We start from the raw sequence: 25,685 nt of genomic DNA on the forward strand, positions 1-25,685 counted from the left end.
ACATTCGTCCAGACACACACGGGACGAAAAAAAGCCCCCGCATTGGCGGGGGCTTCGGGAATCTATCCGGGGCGGTTCAGACCGCCTGTCTCTCCACAGCGGGACGGGAGCTGAGGTACGTCGTGCATACGACCCGCAGCAGGGATGCAAAATTCCCCACTGTTCCGTGTATGACAACCGCCTCATCATGAAGCGTTTCAAGAAATCTGGGCAGGGAGGTATTCTCCGATGCCGCAAGTTCCTCAAGCACGTTCCAGAAACGGCGTTCCAGCCGAACGCTTGTCACACCGCCGTGCAGTCTGACAGAGCGTGTCACCTGTTCATATTCCGCCGGGCTGGTAGATGCATACATCTCACACATGGGCAGATACTCCGTGGTCGCCGCCCTGCGGGAGCATCAATGCTATCCGAGCAGGTCGGCAATCTTGCGCAGCCACTGAGGATGGGCAGGCCATGCCGGTGCGGTCACGATATTGCCATCCACATGGGCTTCGTCCATTTGCAGATTCACGTATTCAGCACCGGCAAGCCGCACTTCCGGCGAGCAGGCAGGATACGCGGAGATGCGTCTGCCGTCCAGAGCCACGGCTGCAGCCAACAGCTGTGCACCGTGGCAGACCGCGCCGATGACCTTTTTGGTTTCATGGAAATGGCGAACCATAGCCAGCACCTTCTCGTTCAGACGCAGGTATTCCGGAGCGCGACCGCCGGGAATGATGAGCCCTGCGTAATCGTCGAGGCGGATATCGTCAAAGGTTGCGTTCAGAGTGAAGTTGTGTCCGGGCTTTTCAGAATAGGTCTGATGCCCTTCGAAATCATGAATGGCGGTGGCAACGGATTCACCGGCCTTCTTGCCGGGGCAAACGGCATCCACGGAATATCCCATGGCCTGCAGAGCCTGAAACGGCACCATAACTTCGTAATCTTCCACAAAATCGCCACAAATCAGCAAGAGTTTCTTTGCCATGACGGAATGCCTCCTGATTATTTTTTTCTCACCTTACATGCTTTTCTCGATTTGGGGTACTATTCGGCTACTACATGCCACACATAGCCAAAAGGCCGGAAAGGCCCGTCCGGAACGGATTCCGCACAGCACCTTCCCGGCCATATCAGACCTGCAGGGAAAAAACCTACTCTGTTCAGCGTTTAAACTTGTCGGAAATCTCCCAGAATTCGCCAATGCTCAGGCTCCGGTTCGAGGGCCCCTGCCGCACGTAGAAATGCTCGGTACTCTGGTAGCGAATAAACACCGGATAGGTGGACTGACGGCATAACGCCACCAGCAGCTGCTTGCCATCCAGCTTGCAGGCATGCAGGGATACGCAGTTGAAATGCCTTGGTCCCACGCATTCGTTGAACACATTGCCAAGATGCCGCAGGGCGTGATCTTCGCTCTGGAATTCATCGGGCTCAAGCCCCAGCACTTCGCCGGAATCCCCCACCCCCACGATCATGGTGCCGCCGGATGTATTCATAAACGCGCACATGCCCTTGAGCACGGCTATTTCCATACTCTTGTCACGTTTGCCGCTCAAGAGGTTCTGGCGAAGGGTGGACTTGAACTCCACGTGCATGCCCTCACCCTGCCGGATAAGTTTGCGCACAAAATCGGCATCGACTTTCACTTCAGGACGGTAATAGCGCCTGTGGCGGGTGAGGTAACGGGAAATGGCAAGCACAAGCGCCACCAGCACCACCACGAAGCCGCCCACGGAAGAGAGGAATAACGGGGTCGTCAGCAACCCTTTCAGCAACCCCATGCCCTGACTGATGAATATCACACGCAGGCCGCTGTTCATTTCTTCAGTCACGGTTTCCACATGGTCCAGTTCGCCTGCGGGGCCCACCTTTTCGAGCAGGTCAACAAGGTTTACACCGCGCATATCATTACCGGCCAGTTCCCTGAATGCCTTGCCTGCGCCTGCGGAAACCGCAATCACCCTGTCCTGTTGCAGCAGGGCGGCAGTCATCTGCATGGGAATGGGGGCCACAAGCCTGTTCAGGAACTTTTCCGGCAGAAAGAGCAGACACACGGTTACCGGTTCGCTTCCCGCGGTAGAACGGACATGCAGCATGACAAACCGCTTGCCTTCCGGCGTGCGCATCAGATCGATCACGGGCGTGGTATCCGCTGCGGGCAGCACCAGCATGAGGTTGGCCCGCATGGTGCTTGTCAGTTCCTTGAGTTCTTCCACATCCAGCCCGCCGGATGCGGCTCCCGTGCCGCCGACCTCGGATATACCGTAGGACACCTTGCCCTCACCCTCTTCCGTCATGCTCACGCGAACGCCGGATTCGCCTTCGATGAGTTCTGCACGGTTGTGCCCCGGCAGCACCAGCACATATCCGGCATGTGAGCTCTCCAGAAGAAACAGCATCTCATCCACCAGGGCGCTGTCGGGGATGGAGGCGCCGTCACGGGCAAGCCGGCCGATATTCTCCTGCACATTCTGAATGGAGGTACGCGCATTATCCGAAAAATAGCCTAATGCGAGCCCGGCCAGCTGCCTTTCCACCAGACGCATCTGGATCATGAGGAAGAGGAGCAGGCAGAGACCAAGCAACACCGTGAGCGCAAATAATCGACTGTATGTGAAAGGAATTCTCTTCATGTGGACCCCATACCCAACATACGGTGCTTATGCCAACCGCAATTTACAACAAAAAAGGGGCAACCCGCAGGCTGCCCCTTTGCATATGCTAACAGAGACGGAGCTAGATCTTGTCGAGAACGTCCTGATTCTGAATCAGTACTTCGCTCTTCTTGGCAAGATCAGTCATGAATGCACGGAACATCTCCTGACGCTTGGCGCGGAGCATGGATTCCTTCACCTGATCCTTTGCAGAATCCCATTCCGTATCGGACGGCAGACTGGAATCTTTCAGGCGGAAGAACACGGCACCTGCGGCGCTCATGAAAGGTCCGCCCCACTTGTCGGCAGATGCTGCAAACACAGCATTCACCAGTTCGGGAGCCTGCCCCAGTCCCGGTACAAAACCGCGACGGTCAAACAGCGGAGACACCTGCACGGTATCTGCCAGTTCCTTGGGCAGATTGCCTGCAGCAACTTCCGGTGCAATCTTCTTGGCTTCTTCGCCAGCCATCTGCATGGCTGCTTCCTGCAGCAGACGGCCTTCGATCATGGTCTTCACCTGCTCGAAGTCGATGTAGCTTTCGGGGGCGCTGGTCGTCACGCGGGCAACCATGTAGCCACCCTCCACTTCCAGAGGCGTCTCAACAACGCCACCGGCTATGGTACCGAACACGGCATCAAGGGATTCAGGCTTGATACCCACGATGTCCATCGCCTTTGCACGGGGGAACTCGGGGGTGGTACGCAGGTCAAGGGCATGCGCCGCGGCTGCATCCGCCATGGACTTGCCGGCCATGACTTCTTCGAACACCACGTCAAGTGTATCTGCCACGCCGTCTGCGGCCTTGTCTTCAGCCAGACGCTGACGAACGTCGTCATGCACTTCGGCCAGCGACTTCACGCGACGGGGGGTCTTCTTCTCCACCTTGATGATGTGGAAGCCGAACTGCGTACGCACGATATCGGAAACCTGGCCGGCTTCAAGTGCAAAGGCTGCGTCCTCGAAAGGCTTCACCATGGCACCGCGGCCGAACTCGCCAAGGTCACCGCCGGTGGGGGCGGAAGGACCTTCAGAATACTTCTTGGCCAGCGCGGCAAAGTCCTCGCCCTTCTTCAGACGGGCAAGCACCTGATCGATCTTGGCCTTGGCTTCGTTCACCGTTGCCTCTGGAGCGTTGGCATCCACCAGCACAAGAATGTGGCGGGCATGCACAGACTCATCCTGCACGAAGTAGGTTTCGGCATTCTGATCATAGAAGGCGGCGATTTCTGCCTCGTCCACCTTCACGCTCTTGGCCAGAGTCTTGGGGGTGATGGTGATGTATTCAAGGCTCACCGTTGCGGGCTGCTTGAACTGCTCCTTGTTCTGCTCATAGAATTCCTTGACCTTTTCAGGGGCCACGGAAGCTTTGGTCATAAAGGAGGCAGCAGACAGCACGGTGAACTCGATGGAACGTTTTTCAGCCGCGTAGTTGAAGGCAGTGCGGGCTTCATCATCGGTCACGGAAGCCGGAAGGCCGATGTACTCCTGCATCTTCTGGATCAGGATATCCTTGCGGTAGGACTCTTCGAACTGCCCGGGAGTCATGCCCTGCGCTTCCAGAACACGCTTGTACAGGTCGCCGTCGAACACGTCCTTCTCATTGCGGAACACCGCGATGGAAGCAATGGTCTTCTTCAGCTCCTGAGGCGTAACGGTAATGCCGAGACGCTCTGCTTCCTGCAGAAGCAGCTTCTTGCTCACGAGCTGCTGCAGCACCTGCTGCGTGAATCCCAGCTGCTTCAGGTCTTCCTGCTTCAGACCGGGGATCTGACGCTTAAGCATGGCAAACTGCTGATCGTAGGCCTGCTTGAATTCGGGAATCAGAATCGGTTCTTCATTGACCGTGGCAATCACGGACGATCTGCTGGAGTTGCTCATGGAGCCCACTCCCCAGAAGACGAACACGATAATGATAAGCGCAAAGGCAATTTTTACGCCCCACGACTGGGCATTCTGCCGAATAGAGTCCAACATGCTCCGTATCCTTTGGTTCTAGCGGTGTGGCGCTACCGTTAAGCTGCGCCTGTTTTTGAGAGACGGACGTAGTTCAGAAGTCCGCCTGCCCGAATAATGTCCAATTCCTTCTGCGTCAAATCATTCTTCACAGCCACGCTGCCAGCGCCTTCCAAGGTGATTTCCACAGAGCCACCGGCAGTCACGGCTGCCACAGGCACGGTCACCTTGCCGCCCAGCGCAAAACGGTCATAGTCCGCCTTGTCCTCAAGAATGAGGGGCAGAATGCCGAAGTTCACGAGGTTGGCGCGGTGAATGCGGGCAAGCGACTTGGCGATGACAGCACGCACACCGAGATGACGGGGAGCCAGCGCAGCATGCTCGCGGGAAGAACCCTGACCGTAGTTTTCACCGGCCACGATAATTCCGTTGTCGCAGGCCTTGGCGCGTGCCACGAACCCTTCATCCACGCGGCTGAACACATGCTCGCTGATGGCGGGCACGTTGGAGCGCAGCGCGGTGATCTGGGCACCTGCGGGCATAATGTGGTCGGTGGTGATGTCGTCACCGGCCTTCAGCAGTACCTGAGCGGTCACGCTGTCGCCGAAACCGTCGAACTTCTCCAGCGGCACGATATTGGGTCCGCGCAGTACTTCCACGCCGGAGCCGTCGGCAGGCGGGAAGATAAACAGATCGCGGATGGAAGGCACGTCAGCAGGCAGTTCGGGCACTGCGGGTGCCTCGCCCCATGTGGCGGGGTCGGTGAACTCGCCGCGGATGGCAACCATGGCTGCGGTAAGCGGGCTCACAAGATACACGTCCGCGTCCTTGGTGCCGGAACGCCCTTCAAAGTTGCGGTTGAAGGTACGCACGGAAACACCTGCGGAAACGGGAGAACCGCCCATGCCGATGCAGGGACCACAGGAACATTCCAGCAGACGCGCGCCTGCGTCGAGCAGCGGCTCCACCAGACCTTCGCGGGCCAGCATCTTCAGCACCTGCTTGGAGCCGGGGCTGATCAGGGTATCGGTTTCCGGGCAGACCTTGGCTGCGCCGAACAGGCCCGCAACGGACTTCATGTCCGCATAGGAGGAGTTGGTGCAGGAGCCGATGGCAACCTGATCCACCTTCTTGCCTGCCAGTTCACGCACGGAAACCACGCGGTCGGGCATGTGCGGCTGGGCGGCAAGGGGTTCCAGCTTGGAAAGGTCTATGACGATGACATCGTCGTACGCTGCGCCCGCATCGGCCACAAGTTCCTTCCAGTCTGCCTCGCGGCCCATGGCTGCGAGGAACTGACGGGTCTTGTCGTCGCTGGGGAACAGAGAAGTGGTGGCACCGAGTTCCGCACCCATGTTGGTGATGACCGCACGTTCGGGCACGGACAGGGTGGCAACGCCGGGACCGGCATATTCAAACACCTTGCCCACGCCGCCCTTTACAGTCAACAGGCCGAGCAGATGCAGAATCACGTCCTTGGCAGAGGCCCAGCCGGTCAGCTTGCCTTCAAGCTGCACCTTGATGACCTTGGGCATGGCAATGAAGTAGGGCTCACCGGCCATAGCAAGCGCCACGGAAAGACCGCCCGCGCCCATGGCAAGGGAACCTATGCCACCCGCAGTGGGCGTGTGGCTGTCAGAACCGACCAGCGTTGCGCCGGGCTTGGCGAAATTTTCCAGATGCAGCTGATGACAGATACCGGTTCCGGGAGGAGAGAACACCACGCCGTACTTCTGCGCCACAGTGCGCAGGAAGCGATGGTCGTCCGAGTTGCGGAAGCCCATCTGCAGGGTGTTGTGGTCCACATAGCTCACGGACAGGTCGGTACGCACACGGTCCACACCCATGGCTTCGAACTGGAGGTACGCCATGGTACCGGTTGCGTCCTGCGTCAGGGTCTGGTCTATGCGCAGGCCGATTTCGCCCCCGGCAACCATTTCACCGGAGACAAGATGGGCCGCAATGATCTTTTGCGTAACATTCATGGACATAGTCTTCTTCCTAGCATTCGTCTGTTTCGCAGACGGCTTCACCCGTTCCGTTTTAGCCGGAACGCATATGCCGAACCGCGCACGGGTCCCGACATGAAGCTGCGGCCAGCCTTGCGGCAGGTCCGCACCCTATGCGGAGGCCGGTTCCATCGCACACAGCCGCTCAAGGCGTCGCTGCCGCAATGACGAACAATACCGCCGCATCCGGCCTGATTATATCAGGCCGTCATCCCCCATACGCCCACCGCTGACGGTCGATTCAATGCACATGCTCCGAAACGGCGGAGTTCATGCCGTCAGCCATGCTCACACATTCAGGCGCAGGGCCTAACCTTTTTCCCGATATCGGGGTGGACCCTTAAGGTATGTCCAGCCCTTCGCCGCGATACTCGTTCAACTTGTTTCGCAGCGTACGAACGGATATGCCGAGCATCTCCGCAGCCTGTGTACGGTTGCCGGAGGTCTGCTCCAATCCTTTGAGAATCATTATGCGTTCCATTTCATGCAGGGGGATAACCCCCTGCGCAAACAGCGCGCTTCCGTCGCCGCCCGGCACCGATGTGCCGGAGGCAGTCTGCATTCCGGCGCCGGAGGCAACCGGACCGGCGGAATCCGCCATCCCGCCGGATGCGGCAGACTCCGCATCCTGATCCTCATCCTCGCCGAACAGGGGCCAGCTATCCGGATCAAGGAGAAAATGATTCTTGCTGATGGGGCCGCGTCCTGCCAGCAACGTGGCACGTTCCATCAGGTTCTGCAATTCACGCACGTTACCGGGCCAGTCATAGGACACCAGCCAGTCGAGCGCTTCCTGCGAAAATTCAAGGTGGGCAAGCCCGTATTCGCGAACGTACATATCCACAAATAAACGGGCCAGAGCCAGCACATCTTCTCCCCGTTCCCGCAGGGCGGGCAGACGCAGGGGAATGACGTTAAGGCGGAAGTACAAATCCTGCCGGAACTTGCCTTCCTTGACCCAGTCTTCGAGATTGCGGTTGGTCGTGGCAAGAACGCGCACGTCAACCTTGACCGTTTCGGTGCCGCCCACGCGATCAAGTTCGCTTTCCTGCAGCACACGCAGCAGTTTGGCCTGCAGCCCAAGGTCCATTTCAGAAATTTCGTCCAGCAGAATGGTCCCGCCGCTGGCCAGTTCGAACTTGCCGAGCTTGCGGTTTATGGCTCCGGTAAATGCGCCCTTTTCATGCCCGAACAGTTCGCTTTCCAGCAGATGTTCCGGCAATGCCGCGCAGTTCACGGCAACAAAGGGGCCGTTGCCCCTGTCGCTGTGGACATGCAAAAATTTGGAGAACATTTCCTTGCCGGTGCCGGATTCGCCGGAAATGAGCACCGTCGCCCGCGAGGGAGCCACCTGTTTGGCAAGGGCCAGAACCCTGCGCATGACCGGGTTGCTGCCGATGATATTCGGGCCTTTTCCGGTCTCGGGCATCTGGGGTTTGCGCCCGCCAAGCGTCGTGACGGCAGGTGCCGGAATAGACTTGCGGCCGGCGGGAACAGCGGCAATAACCTTGTCGTAGATGAGCGGTTCCAGCCAGTAATCCTGCGCACCCATGTTGAGCAGACGCTCGGCTTCTTCCACGGAGCCCTTGTCGCTGAACACGATCACGGGCGGGAACGAGGCATCATCCTGACTCACCGCCAGCAGATCATCGACCTTGTAGCCGGGAAGCTGCGGACGTGAGAAGATGACGCTCGGTCCGGACTTGCGGATGAACGCGGAGGCTCCCTTCAGATTCTCCGCAAGGCCCACCTCGTACCCTGCGTCCTTGAGTCGGGGAAAGATGTGCGTGACAGATGCTGCCGGAGCAAGAAAAAGTATACGTCTCGGTGACATGCCTTCCTTGATAACCTCATGCGGTCATAATCGCAATAATTAGCGATGAACAATGTCATAAAATGATAGGTTTGGCAAAACATGCTATTGACCTCCCCCTGCCGCTCCCGTAGCCTCCGGCATAATTCACGGAAAACCCGGCTCCGCGCCCCGAGGGATTCATGCACGATCACGATATGGCAGCCCTGCTGCACTCAACGCTCAACGCCGTGGCCGAAGGCACCCTGTCGCCGGAAGAAGCCGCCCTGCGCCTGAAAACCGCTCCCAGCGAAGCGGCACTGAACGGCGTGCATGTTGACCTTCACAGAGCCATGCGCACCGGTCTGGGCGAGGCGGTTCTCGCGCTCGGCAAAAGCGACGACAGGCTGATCACGGCGGTTGAACGCCTTTCAGGGCAGCAAACCCCTGTTCTGGCCACACGGGTATCCGCCGCGCAAGGCGCATTGCTGCAACATCATTTTCCGCATGGCACACTGCATGCCGACGCAGGTCTTTTCTGCATCGGCCGCGACCTCTCCCTTACTCCGCCATACACCGCAAACGGAGATGTACTCGTAGTCACAGCAGGTGCCGCCGACATGGGCGTGGCGCTGGAGGCGCTGGGTACTGCACGCTTTTACGGACTTGACGCAGGACTGGTGCCTGACGTAGGCGTGGCGGGGCTTCATCGCATCACTCCCCATCTCGCCGCGCTGCACAAGGCCAAACTGCTCATCGTGGTGGCGGGAATGGAGGGCGCACTCCCCAGCGTGATAGCCGGCTTGTGCGGCTGCCCCGTCATCGGGGTGCCCACCTCGGTGGGATACGGTGCGGGTGCAGGCGGCATAACGCCGCTCTTTGCCATGCTCAACTCCTGCGCAGCAGGCATAAGCGTGGTGAACATAGATAACGGATACGGCGCGGCTGTCTTTGCCGCCAAGATTCTGAACACATTCCGACACGAGTAGTGCATGCGTCTCGCTTTTTTCAATGCCACCCGCAAATGGGGGGGCGTCAAGACATGGACCCTCGAATTCGCCGCCGCCTTGCAACGGCTCGGCCACACGGTCATCGTGCTCGGCAGGGAAGGCGCGTTCATAGAGCGGGCGCTCGGACTCGGACTGGATGCCCGTGCCGTTGATTTCGGACCTGACTACAACCCCTTTGCCATAGCCCGCTTCATGCGCTTTTTCCGCGAAGAACGCATAGACTGTGCACTCGTGAACGTGGGCCGCGACCTGCGCACAGCCGGCATTGCGGCCAAGCTGTGCGGCATTCCGCTGGTGCAGCGCGTGGGCCTGCCCGAAGACATGAAAAACGTCTGGAAGGTGCGCGCACTGCACAACTGGCTGCGCCCGCACTACCTGTGCCCGTGCCGCTTCAACCGCGACGGCCTGCTGGCCCACCTGCCCTGCATTGATGCAGCAGATACAACCGTTATCCACTCCGCCAAGGTGCCTGCCGACAAAGCACCGGAGCACCTCAACTCGCCCCTGCAGATAGCCACCACCAGCCAGCTCAACAAAGACAAGGGCCACCGCGAACTCATGGGCGTTCTTGCCCGCCTGCGGGATGAAGGACACGACTTTCACTGGCATGTGGCCGGAACAGGCAACGAAGAACCCGCCCTGCACGCGCTGGCGCAGGAACTGCAGCTGCAAGACAGAATCACATGGCATGGCTGGACACAGAACGTGGGAGCCATTCTCAGACAGGCCGATATTTTTGCCCTGCCCTCGCTGAGCGAAGGGTTGCCCAACACCCTGCTGGAAGCCATGGCTGTCGGCTGCATCCCCGTTGCACGCAACGTGGGCGGCGTGGCCGAAGTGTGGCCGGACAGCATGAACGAATTTCTTGTCGAACCCGGCACCGGCAGCGACGACCGCTTCCACGCCGCGCTCGGCACCCTGCTCACGGCCCGGCCGGAATCCCTGCTGCACCTGAAGCACGAAGCGTGGAACCAGTGTGTTCACGCCTTCTCGCTGGAAACGCAGGCCCGCAAGCTGGAAGCCTTTTTCATGGATATCACAGGAAAACGCTAAGTTACATGCACATCATATTCTGCACTTCATCCAGCACCAAGAGCGGCGGTTCGCGGCAGGCTCTGTATCTTGCGCAGGAATTCGTACGCCGAGGCCATTCGCTCACCTTCTTCACTCCGGCCCACTCCACCCTGCGCACGCTGGCGCCGGAAATGACATGGGCCGACCTGCCCGACAATCCCAAGCAGTGGCGCACCGCCATTGAGGCCGCTTTTCCCGAAGGAGCCCCCGCCGTTTTTCACGCATTCCACAACAAGGCCGTTAAAAAGGCTGCATGGTGGGGCCTGCGCTGGCGTTCGCGCGGCGTGGTCTGCGTGGCCCACCGGGGCGTTGTCTACAAGCCCGGCAACCCGCTGCCATACTGGTCTCCCGGCATAGGAGCCTTTGCCGTGAATTCCAAGGCGTGCGCCGTGGTGCTTGCCCGCTTCGGCGTGGGCAAGAAACGCCTGCATGTGGTCTACAACGGCATACCGGACGACCGCACCACCCCGGACACTCCCGCACAGGTCATGCGGGCGGCGCTGGGCATTCCCGAAACCCATTTTGTCTTCGGCACCGTGGCGGGCAACAACCCCGTCAAGGGAGCGGATGTCATGCTGCGCGCCTTTGCCCTTGCCGACATGCAGGAAACCACACTGGTGGCCGTTGGCGTCGGAGCCGATGTCTACGGTTCCCTGGCCAAAGAACTGGGCATCAGCGAGCGGGTGCGCCTTGTGGGGCATACGGAAAACGTGGCAGACCACCTGAACTGTCTGGATGCCTTCATCCTGCCTTCGCGCTCGGAATCCATGCCCAACACCCTGCTGGAAGCCATACGCATGGGGCTGCCTTCCGTGGCAACGGACGTAGGCGGCGTGAAGGAACTGCTTGCCGACACCGGCATATCCGTACCCGCAGACAACCCCGAGGCCATGGCAGAAGCCCTGAAGATCATGCGCACGGATTCAGCACGGCGCGAAGCCTTTGCCGCCAACAGCCGCGCCCTTGCGCCGCAGTATTCCATAGGCAACCGCGCAGAACGGATGGAGGCCATTTACCGCAACCTGCTTTCCGCCCGTGGCCTTGTAACGGACTGATACGGCGGAGCACGGATAGCATGACAGCAACACAGCACACACAGGGAACACACGGGGGTGAGGTATACCGCCTTGCACGCACTCTGGGCGTTACGCCGGATGCCATTCTCGACTTTTCCAGCAACGCCAATTCTCTGTGTGATGATCTGACATCCGGCATTCTCGGCCGCATCAGCTATCCCTACCGCCACTATCCGGACACATGGTGCTCCGCCCTGCGCGAGGTGCTGGCCGAACACGAGCAGGTGTCTCCCGATTCCATTCTTGTGGGCAACGGCTCATCCGAAAACATCTTTCTTGCCATCCAGCAGCTCCGCCCTCAGCATGTGGTACTGCTCTCCCCCATCTTCTCGGAATATGTGCGGGCCTGCGAGGCATTCAACGTGCCATACACCCTTATCCCCTGCAGCGCGGCAAACGGCTTTGCCTGCACGGAACTGGAACTGGATACACTGCGCCGCACCCAGGCGGACCTTGCCATCATCTGCTCACCCAACAACCCTGCCTGTGTGACCTATGCAAACATGACGGACATTCTGCACGCCACGCAGGCTGCAACCGTGCTCGTGGATAACACCTACAGCGAATTTCTGTGGGGACTGCCCGAATACGATGCAAACCGCCTGGCGGTCTATGCGGACATGATGCGCGAGGGGGTGGAGGTAATGACGGTGCAGAGCTTCACCAAGTTTTTCTACTGCACCGGCGTGCGACTCGGTTATTCCGTGGCCTCGCCTGACCTCACCGAGCGTCTTGCAAAAGGTAAAACGCCCTGGACTGTCTCGGCCTTTGCCGAGCAGGCGGGCATTGCGTTCATGGCAAACATGGGCGCATACAGGGAACGGCTGGACATGATGCGCGAACTGCGCACCGGCTTCATAAATGCCCTGCAGCAAACAGGGTGCTTCATGAATGACAGGATATTCGCCGGGGTGAACTACGTCACTGCGGGTTTACGAAAGCCCGAAGAGGCGCAGCGGGTCTATGGCGCATTGCTTGCGCAGGGCATTCTTGTGCGGGTCTGCGATAATATTCCGGGTATGCCGCAGGGGTATCTGCGTATGCAGGTGCGGGAAAAAAGCGCATGGCTGCGGCTTACGCAGGCACTGCAAAAGCTCGTCTAGCCCAGCAGCAACACCTTGCACAGGGTGGCCAGTTCCTTATCCAGCTTGTCGATGACCTTATCCAGTGCTTCCGGCTTCAGCTCAAGAGCATCCCACGCAGATATATCCACCGGGGAAACGCGGCAGTCATCTGTCGCGGCATAGCCCATGGCCTTTACTATGGTATCGGCAAGATGCACGTAGATAGGCTCGTCATACTCCGCAGACATGGAAGGGTCATGATGGTATCGCACGGCGGCAACCAGATTGGCAGGCAGAGACCAGCCTTCGAACATTTTTGCCCCGATCTCCGCATGCGTCATACCGAGCGTCTTGCCTTCCGCCTCAATCAGCGGGCACTTCCAACCTTCCGCGGCACGCATAACCTCAAAAGCCAGTTCCCCGTTTGACGAAGTGAGGGCAAGCCAGCCCACATCGTGCACCAGACCGGCCACAAAGTAGCGCTCAAGCCCTTCGCGGCCGTTCAGCCGAGCCAGTTCCTGCGCGGTCATGCCCACAGCTATGGAGTGTTCCCAGAATTTATCCATGGCCAGATAGGTGTTCGGGCGTTCACGGAACAACCCGAGCATGAGCGTGCCAAGGGCAAGCGTGGATATCTGCCGCAGACCGAGCACGGCAATGGCGCGGGAGACTGTATCGATGGAAGATCTGAAGCCGAAAAGGGCGCTGTTCACCAGCTTGAGGATGGAGGTGGTCATATGGGGATCAAGACTGATGACCTGCCCAAGATCCTGCACGGTCACATCGTCGCGGTCCATGAGTCCCTGCAGTTCATGAAAAACTTGCGGCAGCGATGGCAGCTTTGCCTGCTGGATGACCTCTTCCACGGTATCCCTGCTGCCACTCCGCACTGATTCCGCAGGGTATGGCCGGCCGGACCGCTGGGCATTGGCCAGCGGCTCTGGAACAAACCGGTCGAGAACGAGAACGCCCCTCTGAGCCGCAACGGTATGCAGACGTATTCTGGCCTCCCCGCGCAACCAGCTGCACAGGGAGCTTTTCCCGGCAAAGCGGAACCGCCTGTCGAGAATGCCTTCTATCCTGCTTTCCACTTCCTCGTTGCTCGCAGTCGCCATCAGTCCACCCCGTGGTCGGTTTTCTTTCAAGCCTAGACCAACGGAGAAATGAGTGCAACACTTCTCCCCGAAACGGACAAGCCCCCTGAGAGGGGATCTCAGGGGGCTTGCCAAATGAAGCGACTGAATCAATGTCCGCGAAGCGAGGGACCACACGGACTTAAATCCTTTGAATTATGTTTGTGTATAGCAGATACCGTGCCAAGAGAGCATATTTAAAAAGCCGCATGCCTTGCGGGTTTCCGCAGGATGGCTTGTATAGACTCGTTACGATTTTTCGTATATGACGATTTTTCGTAACGACTTTTCGTAACTGGAGCCCACATGTCCATGAAAGACAGAACACCCTCCCCATCTGCCAGCCGGATACCGGATGATCAAGACCCGCAACTCATTCCCACGCTGCACAGCGTTGATGTGAGCCCGTTTCTTGACCTCATGCTGGGCATTGCCCGTGAGCGGACCATTGAAGGCATTCTGCGCGTAACCAAGCGTACCTACCGCGGCCGACACGTTATCTTCGGCGGACTGTGGATTGTGGCCTCGCTGCGCATTACCGGCACCTCCGATTACAGCGCACCGGGTGCTGACCGCAAGCTCAGGCTCATGGCCTTTTCAGGCGCAGGCAAGCCGCGTCCGGCCATATGGCGGCACAAGGAAGGCACCTACGACCTTGTTCCCTTTTCTGACCCGCTGCTCGGCCCCTGCACCAAGGGCGAGCCAAGCTATGCCGCCTCCGGCGATCAGTGGGACAGACCGGACTGGGCCGTGGAATACGGCTACCACGCCTATTCCGCTTTTCCCATCATGCACAAGGACGAGCTGCTCGGTGTCATGGCGGTGTTCTACGACCGTCCCATGGTGGACGAGCTGGCCGACATGCTGCTCATGCACCGCAAGATGCACAAAATTTATGCCGACTCGCTGGCTGCGGCCGTGGCAAACGCCGCCGCATTCGACGAGATTCAGACCCTGCGCCGCGAACTTGAGCTGGAAAACGAACACCTGCGCCGGGCGGTGCGCACAGCCCATGCAGACGACCATATCGTTGGCAACGCTCCGGCCCTGCACAAGGTCATGGAGCAGATAGAGGTGGTTGCGCCCACCGATGCCACGGTGCTCATTCTCGGCGAATCCGGCACGGGCAAGGAACTGCTGGCAGAAGCCATACACAAACGCTCGCACCGCCGCATGGGGCCGCTTGTGCGGGTAAACTGCTCGGCAGTGCCGCATGAACTGTTTGAGAGCGAATTCTTCGGCCACATCAAAGGCTCCTTCACCGGTGCCGTGCGCGACAGGACAGGGCGTTTTCTCATGGCCGACGGCGGCACGCTCTTCCTCGACGAAGTGGGGGAAATCCCGCTTGAACTGCAGGGCAAGCTGCTGCGCGTATTGCAGGAAGGCACCTTCGAGCCCATAGGCGACGACCGCCCCCGCAAGGTGGATGTGCGCATCGTGGCTGCCACAAACCGCGACCTTGCAGCGGATGTTGAGGCTGGCCTGTTCCGGCAGGACCTCTACTTCCGCCTTTCCGTCTTTCCCCTGCACAACCCGCCGTTGCGCGAGCGGCTTGAAGACATACCCGTGCTTGCGCATCATTTCGTCAGCAACGCGGCCCGTCGGCTCGGCGTAACCGAACCAAAGCTCCACTATCGCCACATTCAACAGCTGCAGGCCTATGATTGGCCCGGCAACGTGCGGGAACTGCAAAACGAGATCGAACGCGCGGTCATCATGTCCCACAACGGCGGGCTGGAATTCAACCGTCTCGGCGCCCACCGCATAGGCACCCCCCCCTCGGGAACACCCCATCTGTCGGGCACTCCCCATCTGCATGCAGCGACTCCGGCATACACACCGGATGGTCCGCTCTACACCGAAATGCAAATGGAAGAACTGCACCGCGAAAACACCGTACGCGCCCTTGAGGCCTGCGGCTGGCGTGTGCAGGGCGAAGGCGGAGCCGCAGAGCTGCTGGGCATAAAGCCCACCACCTTGCAATCCCGCATCAAAAAATACGGGCTGAAGAAACCGGCAGCATGATTACAGCGCGGCATTCCGGCACAGACAACGTGGCAGAACCGCTCCACCCGACTGGACAAGCCCCCGCAAACGGGTACAATGTCTGCATAGTCGGAAAAACGTCCCACACAGCGGAGGCACCATGAGCACAGGCAAACCAGCCAAAATTCTCAAGACGATCAAAGAAAATGAAACGACCACCACGGTCGTCCTGGATGTGGAAGACGAGCGGTTCTCCAGCTTCAGCCCCGGCCAGTTTGCCACCATCCGCATCATGGAGAACGGCGAATGGTCGCGACCGCACCCCTTCACCATCTCCGGTGCTCCCGGCGAAAAGCTGCAAATGACCATAAAAGGCAACGGCCACTTCACGTCCGAGCTCATCCCCTCGCTCACCGGGGCATCCAAGATACAGTGTGCGGGTCCGTTCGGCGCCTTCTGCAAGGACATTGCCTACCGTGAAGAGGTGGTCATGGTGGCAGGCGGAGTGGGCATAACCCCCTTCCTTTCCGTTCTGCGCCATTTCAGAAAAACGGGCGCAAAGAACACCTGCACCCTCTTCTGGTGCAACAAGACCTTTGCCGATGCCTTTGCGGCATCAGAGCTTGAAGAAATTGCCACGCATATCAATCTGACCGTCATCCATGTGCTCAGCAGGGAAACAAACCCTAATATGTATTATGAGGATGACAAGCCCCATATCCGTTTCGAAAAGGGGCATTTTTCGCGCGATACGCTGGCAAGGCACATCCACTCCACCACGGCCTCTTTCTATCTCTGCGGGCCTTCTGCCATGCAGCAGACGGTTCTGGACGAGCTGACCGCCTACGGCATTGCCCCCGATGCGGTGGAAAAGGAAGCCTTTGTCTACAACGGTGCCTGATCACAACCTGCCTCCGGCCCGCTCTTGCCCTGCCCCCGTAATACCGGCACCCCGCCTCACAGTGTGAAGCGGGGTGCTTTTTATCGGGCATTCTCAAATTCAATCTGTCCGGCTGATCCGGCAGTGTTCAGCCATGCGGTTCTCTATGGCCTGACGCTTGGACCGGTACAGTCCCGCCGAACGTCCGGCCAAATGTCCGGTTAACTGTCTGATTAAACGTCGGGCTAACTATTTCGAATGTTCAGCTGAATACAGGCCCAACGGCTGGCAACATCATACCGTCGCCCCCCCCGATACCAGCAAGACCACCCAATCAGCGCTGTATGGCCCTGCACAGCGCTTCTGCCGCAGCCCGTGGCGAGGCGGTTCCGCAAATGGCGGAAACAACGGCCACACCGTCAGCACCGGCCATGAGCACATCAGCCGCGTTGTCTGCCCCTATGCCGCCTATGCCGACCAGAATATGATTGGTGACAAGGCGGATGCGCCGAACGCCCTCCAGCCCCCACGGGGGGGCCGCATCCTTCTTGGTGGTCGTGGCAAATACGGGGCTTATGCCGAGATAATCCACATCAAGGCGCTTGGCTTCAGTCACCTGTTCCTGCGTTTCAACGGAAAGCCCGATGATGGCCTTGGGACCGAGAATGGCGCGGGCCTGCTCGTAGGGCATGTCCGACTGCCCTATATGCACGCCGTCCGCACCGGATGCCAGCGCCACGTCAACTCTGTCATTGATGAGCAGGGGCACGCCAAGGGGGGCAAGTTCCTTTCTGAGCTGCGTGGCGGTCTCGATGAACCGTCTGGTATCCAACGTCTTTTCACGCAGCTGGACAACACGCACGCCTCCGGCAACAGCCTGCAGAACAGTCTCCACAACGCCGGTGCCACCGCAAAGGTCCCTGTCCGTCACCAGATACAGCGAATAGTCTATAAGCTGTCTCATTGTCCGGCTCCCTCGTTCCCGCATTCAGGGCAGCCGGTTACGGCAAGTTCCACCTGCGCTTCTATGTCTTCTCTGGTCATGACATAGAGCGCGTCATAAAAATGCATCTGGAAGCTGCCTGGTCCGGCTGCCTTTTCCGCAGCCATGCCACCGGCCGTAGCCATAACGGCAAGAGCACTCACGGTTCCGGCAAACGATGATTCCGCAACTGCGGCATACGCGCCTATCAGAGCGGTGGCTGTGCAGCCCATGCCTGTTACGCGGCCCATCAGGGGGCTGCCGCCCTTTATGCGGACGGAACAGGTACCGTTCATCACAATATCTTCCTCACCGGTAACAGCCACAACGCAGCCGTACTGACGGGCAAGCTGGGCCGCGGCATCGCTGGCATCTGCTGCCTGCATGGTGGAATCTACACCCTTTGTGCCGCCGCCGGCACCGCAAAGCGCCATAATCTCCGATCCGTTACCGCGTACCACCGCCGGTGATGCTGTCTGCATGATGCGCATGGCCGTATTAGTGCGCAGGGTGGAAGCCCCTGCCCCCACAGGGTCGAGAATCACGGGAATGCCGCGCTTGCGGGCGCAGTCTCCCGCCATGAGCATGCTCTTGATCCACGGCGTACTCAGTGTACCGATATTCAGCACCAGCGCGTTGACTATGCCAACCAGTTCTTCCATCTCTTCCGGCGCATGCGCCATGATGGGGGAAGCACCAGCACTGAGCAGCGCGTTAGCGGTGTTGTTCATCACCACGTAGTTGGTGATGTTGTGTACCAGCGGTCCCTGCTTCCTGACCATGCAGACATGCTGCCATATTGTATTGAAATCCATATATCACCTTGAATTACGATTGAATCCGGCATCGGAACCCATATTCTATGCCGCTTGCCGGGCAACTGCAAGATCCCGCCTGCCCTCACCCCGTACAGGAGAAAAAAAGCTCCGGCATGTCGCCATGCCGGAGCCTGCAGTTGTATCAAGTTCCTCTTTACGAGAGGCAGTGGCGCAGACACTTGCCCAGACGGGCAATGCCTTCTTCAATCTTCTCGGGGCTGGCATTGGAAAAGTTGAGCCGGAAGGTGTTGTCAGTACCATCCACATAGAACGGCTTGCCGGGTACGAAGGCCACGTTGTTGCGAATGGCCTCCTTGAACACTTCCTCCGCGGAAACACTGTCAGGCAGCGTACACCAGAGGAACATGCCCCCTTCCGGTTCCGTAGTGGCAACTTCTTCAGGGAAGTGGTCGCGGATGGAGGCAACCATTATGTCGCGATGCCGCTTATATCGGTCGCGGATGGAAGCGATATGCGCATCCACATCGTTGTCCACAAGGTAGCGGTACAGAATGGACTGCGTAAGCGTAGCGGTATGCAGGTCGCTGGCCTGCTTTGCCCTGACAAGGCTGTCCATGAGACCGTCCGGCGCATAAATCCAGCCAAGGCGCATCCCCGGAGCCACCATCTTGGAAAATGATCCCAACAGGATGGACGGGGTCTGCATATGACACCGCACAGGGGGAACATCCTCACCCAGGAAACGCAGCTCACCATAGGGGTTGTCTTCGACGAGCATGCACTCATGCCGGGCCATCAGTTCGGCAACCCTGTGACGGGTGGACGCATCATAGGAAATACCCGATGGGTTCTGGAAGTTGGGTACAGCGTAAAAGACCTTTGCTCCGGTTCTTTCCAGCACGTCATCCAGCATGTCCGTATCCACACCGGTTGCCAGCAGGTTTACCGGCTTGAAATCCGCCCCGTACATGGAGAAACATTGAATGGCACCAAGGTAGCCCGGCCGTTCTATGGCCACTGCGTCACCACGGTTGAGCAGCGCCCGCCCTGCCATATCCAGCGCCTGCTGTGAGCCGGTGGTAATGAGAATGTCGTCGGGCGAAACGGTCAGCCCCTGCCGCGCATAGCGGTCGGCAATCCATTTGCGCAGAGGCGCGTACCCTTCAGTCGTGGAGTATTGCAGAGCGGAAGCCCCCTCCTCGGCGAAGACCTTTGCTGCTGCGGCAGCCACCCTGTCAGCCGGAAAGGAGTCCGGATGTGGTAGACCGCCCGCAAAGGAAATAATCTCAGGTCGTGCGGTAACCTTGAGGATTTCCCGGATATACGATCTGTGGACGCCCTGCATCCGATCTGCGGTCTTCATAACGACTCCTTATGCTCTCGCATCGAAATAGAATGTTCAACACCACGCAAAGACAATGAGCACTCACACCTATCACGGGCAAAAAAAAGCCTATTCGTTGCCGAAGGCTTCATCAAGTCCGACAATGCTCAGGGAGTGGGCATCAGCAAGCTTCAGCGCCTCTTCCCTGTCAAAGAACAATGTTTTTCCTGCATGAAAGGCAAGGCAGGCATATTTGCCGTCTACCAGCGTACGCATGGTCGCGGTTCCGAGGGCAGGCAGGTCTATGCGCTCGTCCTGTCCGGGCTTGACGATCTTCACGGCCACACATCCCTCACCGCCCAGTTCCGCGCCGCGCCGCAGCAGGGCATCTGTGCCTTCCAGCCCTTCCACGGCAACCACCATCCCACGCTTGACCACGATGCACTGCCCGATGTCCATACGGCCAATGGTCTGGGCAATGGGCCAGCCGTAGCGCAGGTCTTCCCACTCTTCTGCCGTGGGCTGGCGTCGGGTAAGCACCCCGGAGGGCCCACGCAGGCCGGGAACAAGCTCGGCCGCCTGCACAATGCGCAGACCTTCAGATTCCAGTTCATCCATCACGGCCCGCAGCAGCACATCGTCACCCTTGGAGCGGAGCTTGAAAAGGACCTTGGCAGCTCGAAAATCAGGACGCAGATCAAGCGCCTTGGGCTTGCTGATGGCTCCGGCAAAACAGAGACGGCTCACGCCGTGCTCCCGGAAAAATTCGATAAGCTTGTTCAGGGCGCCAAGGTGCAGCATGGCAAAGGTATCAGCCTCATGCTCAAGAGAAGGGTCCGTATGGCCGTGAAAACCACACATGACAACGCCAAGCCCTGCCTCGCGGGCTCCGCGCGCCACCAGTGCGGGGAACTGTCCTTTTCCGGCCACGATACCAATGGATTCTCTTGTCATGCTGCCTGCTCCGAAACTCAGAAGGGACTTACGATTAAAAATGGGGAGGAAGCCGCGCTCCCTCCCCGTCAAACACAAGGTACAATGCGGCCTTTGAACTAGTCAGCGGGTAGAATGCCTCGCTCGCTGCTGCGAATGAATTCCACAAAGCCAAGAATCTCGGGGAACGTACCGAATTCGTATTCGAGCTGCTCCAGAGCTTCCTTGCGGGGGGTATCCGAATGCCAGATGAGACGGAAAGCACCCTTCAGGGCCGCAATCAGTTCGCGGGAAGCCTGCAGACGGCGCAGCCCCACAAGGTTGGGGCCATGCACACCCGCGCGGTTGCCCACAGCGAGCATGTAGGGGGGCAGATCCTGGCTGATGCCGCTCATGCCGCCCACAAAGGCGTAAGCGCCGATGCGTACGAACTGGTGCACAGCCGAAAGCCCTGCGAGAATGGCCCTGTCCTGCACGGAAACGTGGCCCGCAAGGGTCGCACCGTTGGACATGACAATCTCGTTACCCAGCTGGCAGTCATGCGCCACGTGAGTGTACGCCATGAAGAGGTTGCCGTCGCCGATCCTGGTCAGACCGCCCCCGCCTTCTGTGCCGCGATGCAGCGTGGCGAATTCGCGCACATTGTTATCGTCGCCCATCTCCAGCCAGCTTTCTTCGCCGGCGAATTTGAGATCCTGCGGCTCGCCGCCCACAAGGGCGTATGAATGGATGTGGTTACCGGACCCCATGCGGGTAAAACGCTTTACCGAGGCAAAGGCATCAATACGGCAGCGGTCACCGATGATGACGTCTTCCTCGATAACGGCACAAGGGCCGATGACAACGTCTTCGCCAATCTGGGCCTTGGGAGAAACAAAGGCGTTCGGGTGAATCTGACTGGCCATGCTACATGTCCTCTTTGTTCATGATGGCAGCGGTCATTTCCGCTTCTGCGGCCAGTTTGCCGTCAACATACGCCTTTCCTTCCATCTTCCAGAGCTTGAGCTTCTGACGGATGAGAGAGCAATGCAGCTCAAGCTTATCGCCGGGATAGACAGGCTTGCGGAAGCGCACCTTCTCCATGCCGGTAAACAGGAAGAGCTTGTCTTCAATGGTGGTATCGGTACTCTTGATCACCAGAATGCCGCCGGCCTGCGCCAGCGCTTCCATGATGAGCACACCGGGCATTACGGGAATGCCGGGAAAATGTCCCTGAAAGAACGGCTCGTTGAAGGAGACGTTCTTGTAGGCGACGATGCTTTGACCGGGAACATAATCCACCACACGGTCAACCAGCAAAAACGGGTAACGGTGCGGCAGCAGGCCCAGAATTTTTCGGATATCAAAAGAATTGGGATTCTCTTGGGTCATTGTTACTTCTCCGCTTCATTCTTGAGTTCAGCGAGTTCCTTCTCAAGGCGCATCAGGCGCTTATACATATCCGGCAGCTTCGGCATGATCGTCAGCGTGCGGATGTATGTGCCCTTGTCCACAACGGGCTGGCCGCCCACGGTCAGGCCGGGGGCAATATCCTTGGCCACACCTGACTTGGGACCGATGGTGACTCCATCGCCGATGGTCAGATGTCCGGCAACGCCCACCTGTCCGGCCATGGTAACATTGTTACCGACCTTGGTGGAACCGGATATGCCCACCTGCGAGACGATGAGGCACTGGTCGCCTATCTGCACATTGTGGCCTATCTGCACCAGATTGTCGATCTTGGTGGAATCGCCGACCGAGGTGGTGCCGAGCACCGCACGGTCGATGGCGGTGTTCGCGCCTATTTCCACATCGCTGCCAATGGTTACGGTACCGATCTGGGGAATCTTCTGAATGCCATACGGCGTCGGTGCAAACCCGAAGCCGTCGGCTCCGAGCACCACACCGGCGTGCACGATGCAGTCATCTCCCATAACGGTACCAGCCATAAGCACGGCATTGGGATACAGGATGCATCCCGAACCGACACGGCAGTCTTCCCCGATATAACAACCGGGGAAAATTACCGTATCTGCGCCCACTTCAGCCCGGGGACCGACAAAGGCAAACGGATACACGGTGCAGCCTTCAGCAACCTTTGCATCAGGATCAATGAATGCCATGGCATGAATCCCCTTCATGCCGCCCTGAGGCTTGGCAAACAGTGAAACACACCGACCGAAATCCAGATAGGGATTCTCGCTGACAAGCGCCCTTTTCACCTCACCGGCGAATTCGGCGCTGCAGATTACTGCTCCGGCAGCGGTGGTCGCCAGCTGCGGAACATATTTAGGATTCGCAAGAAAGCTGACCTCGTCGGGCCCTGCGTTTTCAAGGGTGTTGACGCTGGAAACATCCATGTCTTCACCACGCAGTTCAAGCCCCAGTTCGCTTGCGATATCGGAAAGCCTGCGCGTCATGCTTACTGCTTCTTGTTTTCACGGTATACGCGGTTCAGCTCCACCATGACTTCCTTGGTCACATCCAGGCTGGAAGTGGCATACACCATGGAAGGATATGCCTTGTCGAAGATCATGTCGTACTGGTTCTTCTTGGCGAAGTCCTGGGTAGCCTTCACGATCATGGCGGCGATGGTGTGACGGACGCTTTCGTTGGCAGCCTGTACCTTGCGGGCAAGGGCGCGCTGTCTGTCTTCCACGTCACGCTTAAGACGGAGCAGTTCAACCTTCTTGTCTTCACGGGCAGCTTCGGAAAGCGCAGCGGCCTGAACCTTCATTTCTTCCATCTTCTTCTGGTACTGCTTGATCAGCGCAACAACTTCCTTGTTCTCGGGACCGAAGTCCTTTTCCATCTTTTCGGAAGCAGCCTTTGCAGGCTCGGATTCAGTTACCAGCTTGATGGAATCGACATACCCGATCTTGCCGGCAAAAGCAGGAACAGTGGCTAACAGAACCATCAGCAAAGAAAGAAAAATTGCCTTACGCATGGATTATTGCTCCTTGTATTCTATAAAAAAACATTACTGCCATCAGTTGATTAACATGTCCCAATTCCGCAACCCTGATTACTGAATGCCATCAGAATGCGTGAGATGGAATATCCCCCAATAAGCTTTTACGTCAAGAAATGTTACATGGAGGCATAACGCCCCAATTGCTTGGTGTAACTCTCAACGCCTTTGACCACGCCGGAAGCAAGTTTTTTCAAATATTTGTCTGACCGTATCCGTCTTGCTTCCTCTTTGTTGGTGCAGTACCCGAGCTCCACCAGAACCGAGGGCATTTTCGCCCCCATGAGCACATAGAACGGCGCGCTTCGCACCCCGTTATCCCTTACAGAATAGCCGCCGGACTTGACCGTGCCGACCATATTTTTCTGGATCAGGGATGCAAGATCCTTCGATTCCTGCATTTTCGAGTTCAGCATCAGGTCGGTGAGAATGAACTGCAGGTCACTGATACGCTTTTCGCTGACAGCGTTTTCCCGCGCCGCAACCCGCACGGCGCTCTTGGAACTGGCGAGGTTGAGGTAATAGGTTTCCAGACCGGAAATACCGGAACTGCGGTGCGCGTTTATATGGAAAGACAGAAACATGTCGGCCTTGCGCACGTTGGCCATGGCGGTCCGCTCCTCAAGGGGGACAAAGGTATCATCCCTGCGGGTATAGAGAACCGTAAACCCGCGCTGCTTGAGCATTTCTCCGACCATCGTCGCCACCTTGAGAACATAGTCCTTCTCACGAATCTGGTTGGCATTGGCACCTGGGTCCTTCCCCCCGTGGCCTGCGTCAATCATGATGGTCTTTACCGTCAGCCCAAGCTGCTCAATAAGCTCACCCACCTGCTTCTTGCTGCCGGGCGGAGCCTTGTATTTTGCCACAGCAGAACTCTTGGCAGATTCCTTCGGCGCTTCCTTTTTCGGAGCGGAAGCCGTCTTAGAACCGGATTCAGGTGCCGTCACCACGGACGTTCCTCCAGCCGGAGCCGTAACATCGATTACGACTCTGTAGGGATTATCCAGCACAAAGACATTGTATTTCTGCATGGATTGGAAATCCAGAACCACGCGTGTCGCACCATTAGAGGGAGTACCGGTGCGCACCTGTCGCAGAATGCCGTCCTTCACATCAATTTCCGAAGGAACATCGTTGCCGCGCACAACATTCATGAGGTCAATATACAGTCTAAACGGAAGCCCCCGGGCTTTATCCGCAGGCAGAATCTGATAATGATAGGTAGGCTGCTCACTTACCGTAAGAACAATTCGCGTATACTCATTGCTGCTCTGAAACCGTATATCGCTGAGCTCGCTTACAGGTGTGGAACTTGAGGCTTTTGAGGAAGATGATACGGCAGGCCTTGATACCTTTTCTGCGGAACGGGAAACAACAGGAGGCGCCTCAACAGCCGGTGTTCCACCCTTCCGCAACTCCCGATGCAGCGCCAGCGCCTTATTGTACATGTCCCCCCGCGTATAATCACGCAGGATAACATTAAGATCTGCTATGGCACCATCGGTATCACGCAGTTTTTCATGAAGAAGCTCCGCCCTGCGATACAGACAATCGTCTGCCCAGCTATGTTTGGGAAAAAGTCTCACTGTCCGCTGATAGTACTCAGCCGCAGTCTGGTAGTCGGAAGGCATAAAGGAACGTTTGCCAAGCTCTTCATTCACTCTGGCAGCAAAGTACAAGGCCTTGGGAGCATACGCCCCCTTGGGGTCGCGCTTGTAAATAGCCATGAACGACTCTTCCAGCTGCTTCCAGTTGGAACGGTACTTTGCCCGCTTGGCGTTTTTCGTCAAAGCCGAGAACGAGTCATACCCCTTCTTGTAATCGGCACTTACCGAAGCGCCATACGCCAGAGAGGATAAGCAGATAAGCAGGCACAACGAATATATGACTATGGACGTCAGTCTGCCCAATCGCGTTTGAGACATAATCTTCCTGAAAAGGTTGCTTCAACATATCTGATGACAAGCCCCGATACCGGGGGCCAAGTCTAGAAAACAGCTACAACCTAATGAAACAGCAAAAGAGTTGCAACCCGATACAATCATGAAAGAGAATAAAAAGAAGAAGCGCGGCTCGTGGCCGCGCTTCCGTATG

General features: G+C 58.0%; 22 protein-coding genes. 6 read left to right on the plus strand and 16 right to left on the minus strand.

All coding sequences use genetic code 11. From position 1 onward, the window contains the following. Nucleotides 1-76: 76 nt before the first annotated feature. From HUV30_RS00550 to HUV30_RS00575, 6 genes are all read right to left on the minus strand, one after another. Entirely contained in the window at nt 77-361 is a 285-nt protein-coding gene (locus tag HUV30_RS00550; protein ID WP_174403458.1) for a ribbon-helix-helix domain-containing protein, read from the minus strand. Nucleotides 362-403: 42 nt separating this feature from the next. Then, a complete protein-coding gene (locus HUV30_RS00555) occupies nt 404-967 on the minus strand; it encodes a DJ-1/PfpI family protein (protein WP_174403459.1) in 564 nt (187 codons plus the stop codon). 175 nt (nt 968-1,142) lie between these two features. Next, entirely contained in the window at nt 1,143-2,615 is a 1,473-nt protein-coding gene (locus tag HUV30_RS00560; RefSeq protein WP_174403460.1) for an AlbA family DNA-binding domain-containing protein, read from the minus strand. Between the two features lie 103 nt (nt 2,616-2,718). Beyond that, nucleotides 2,719-4,614, minus strand: a complete 1,896-nt coding sequence (locus HUV30_RS00565) for a SurA N-terminal domain-containing protein (protein ID WP_174403461.1) — start codon at nt 4,612-4,614, stop codon at nt 2,719-2,721. Nucleotides 4,615-4,652: 38 nt separating this feature from the next. Further along, the gene (locus HUV30_RS00570; RefSeq protein ID WP_174403462.1) at nt 4,653-6,584 is read right to left on the minus strand and encodes an aconitate hydratase; all 1,932 of its coding nucleotides are present in this window, start codon (nt 6,582-6,584) and stop codon (nt 4,653-4,655) included. A gap of 358 nt (nt 6,585-6,942) precedes the next feature. After that, complete coding sequence (locus HUV30_RS00575; RefSeq protein WP_174403463.1) at nt 6,943-8,436, minus strand: sigma-54-dependent transcriptional regulator; 1,494 nt, start codon at nt 8,434-8,436, stop codon at nt 6,943-6,945. A 161-nt stretch (nt 8,437-8,597) separates the two neighbouring features. On the opposite strand from HUV30_RS00575, the gene larB reads away from it, so the two are divergent. The 4 genes from larB to HUV30_RS00595 are packed head-to-tail and all read left to right on the plus strand — an operon-like array spanning nt 8,598 to nt 12,657. Then, nucleotides 8,598-9,383: a nickel pincer cofactor biosynthesis protein LarB gene (gene larB / locus HUV30_RS00580; protein ID WP_243452023.1), complete on the plus strand. Its 786-nt coding sequence runs from the start codon at nt 8,598-8,600 to the stop codon at nt 9,381-9,383. Nucleotides 9,384-9,386: 3 nt separating this feature from the next. Next, a complete protein-coding gene (locus HUV30_RS00585) occupies nt 9,387-10,457 on the plus strand; it encodes a glycosyltransferase (protein WP_174403464.1) in 1,071 nt (356 codons plus the stop codon). 5 nt (nt 10,458-10,462) lie between these two features. Then, entirely contained in the window at nt 10,463-11,533 is a 1,071-nt protein-coding gene (locus HUV30_RS00590; protein ID WP_174403465.1) for a glycosyltransferase family 4 protein, read from the plus strand. Between the two features lie 20 nt (nt 11,534-11,553). Next, complete coding sequence (locus HUV30_RS00595) at nt 11,554-12,657, plus strand: pyridoxal phosphate-dependent aminotransferase (RefSeq protein ID WP_174403466.1); 1,104 nt, start codon at nt 11,554-11,556, stop codon at nt 12,655-12,657. On the opposite strand, the gene HUV30_RS00600 is transcribed toward HUV30_RS00595, so the two are convergent. Continuing rightward, nucleotides 12,654-13,733: an HDOD domain-containing protein gene (locus HUV30_RS00600; protein WP_174403467.1), complete on the minus strand. Its 1,080-nt coding sequence runs from the start codon at nt 13,731-13,733 to the stop codon at nt 12,654-12,656. The genes HUV30_RS00595 and HUV30_RS00600 overlap by 4 nt on opposite strands. Nucleotides 13,734-14,057: 324 nt before the next feature. On the opposite strand from HUV30_RS00600, the gene HUV30_RS00605 reads away from it, so the two are divergent. Both HUV30_RS00605 and HUV30_RS00610 read left to right on the plus strand, forming a co-directional pair. Continuing rightward, a complete protein-coding gene (locus HUV30_RS00605) occupies nt 14,058-15,776 on the plus strand; it encodes a sigma-54 interaction domain-containing protein (RefSeq protein WP_243452024.1) in 1,719 nt (572 codons plus the stop codon). Between the two features lie 121 nt (nt 15,777-15,897). After that, nucleotides 15,898-16,638: a ferredoxin reductase domain-containing protein gene (locus HUV30_RS00610; protein WP_174403468.1), complete on the plus strand. Its 741-nt coding sequence runs from the start codon at nt 15,898-15,900 to the stop codon at nt 16,636-16,638. A 313-nt stretch (nt 16,639-16,951) separates the two neighbouring features. On the opposite strand, the gene thiE is transcribed toward HUV30_RS00610, so the two are convergent. The 9 genes from thiE to HUV30_RS00655 all read right to left on the minus strand — a co-directional run bounded on the left by thiE (nt 16,952) and on the right by HUV30_RS00655 (nt 25,516). Next, a complete protein-coding gene (thiE, locus tag HUV30_RS00615; protein ID WP_174403469.1) occupies nt 16,952-17,581 on the minus strand; it encodes a thiamine phosphate synthase in 630 nt (209 codons plus the stop codon). Beyond that, nucleotides 17,578-18,414: a hydroxyethylthiazole kinase gene (gene thiM, locus HUV30_RS00620; protein WP_174403470.1), complete on the minus strand. Its 837-nt coding sequence runs from the start codon at nt 18,412-18,414 to the stop codon at nt 17,578-17,580. The genes thiE and thiM overlap by 4 nt, the downstream gene beginning before the upstream one ends. A 157-nt stretch (nt 18,415-18,571) precedes the next feature. Next, entirely contained in the window at nt 18,572-19,741 is a 1,170-nt protein-coding gene (locus HUV30_RS00625) for an aminotransferase-like domain-containing protein (RefSeq protein ID WP_174403471.1), read from the minus strand. Nucleotides 19,742-19,831: 90 nt separating this feature from the next. Beyond that, nucleotides 19,832-20,656, minus strand: a complete 825-nt coding sequence (locus tag HUV30_RS00630) for an LpxI family protein (RefSeq protein WP_174403472.1) — start codon at nt 20,654-20,656, stop codon at nt 19,832-19,834. A gap of 98 nt (nt 20,657-20,754) precedes the next feature. Beyond that, nucleotides 20,755-21,540, minus strand: a complete 786-nt coding sequence (gene lpxA / locus HUV30_RS00635) for an acyl-ACP--UDP-N-acetylglucosamine O-acyltransferase (protein WP_174403473.1) — start codon at nt 21,538-21,540, stop codon at nt 20,755-20,757. Between the two features lies 1 nt (nt 21,541). Next, nucleotides 21,542-22,006: a 3-hydroxyacyl-ACP dehydratase FabZ gene (fabZ, locus tag HUV30_RS00640; RefSeq protein ID WP_174403474.1), complete on the minus strand. Its 465-nt coding sequence runs from the start codon at nt 22,004-22,006 to the stop codon at nt 21,542-21,544. Nucleotides 22,007-22,008: 2 nt separating this feature from the next. After that, nucleotides 22,009-23,037 carry a UDP-3-O-(3-hydroxymyristoyl)glucosamine N-acyltransferase gene (gene lpxD, locus HUV30_RS00645; RefSeq protein WP_174403475.1) on the minus strand — a complete coding sequence of 343 codons (1,029 nt, stop codon included), beginning with the start codon at nt 23,035-23,037 and terminating at the stop codon, nt 22,009-22,011. Between the two features lie 2 nt (nt 23,038-23,039). After that, nucleotides 23,040-23,564, minus strand: a complete 525-nt coding sequence (locus tag HUV30_RS00650) for an OmpH/Skp family outer membrane protein (RefSeq protein ID WP_174403476.1) — start codon at nt 23,562-23,564, stop codon at nt 23,040-23,042. 143 nt (nt 23,565-23,707) lie between these two features. Further along, nucleotides 23,708-25,516 (minus strand): N-acetylmuramoyl-L-alanine amidase, encoded by a 1,809-nt coding sequence (locus tag HUV30_RS00655; protein WP_174403477.1) that lies wholly within the window; start codon nt 25,514-25,516, stop codon nt 23,708-23,710. Nucleotides 25,517-25,685 lie beyond the last annotated feature (169 nt).

The organism is Desulfovibrio subterraneus, from assembly GCF_013340285.1.
In the GTDB taxonomy this organism is placed as follows: Bacteria; Desulfobacterota; Desulfovibrionia; order Desulfovibrionales; family Desulfovibrionaceae; genus Halodesulfovibrio; species Halodesulfovibrio subterraneus.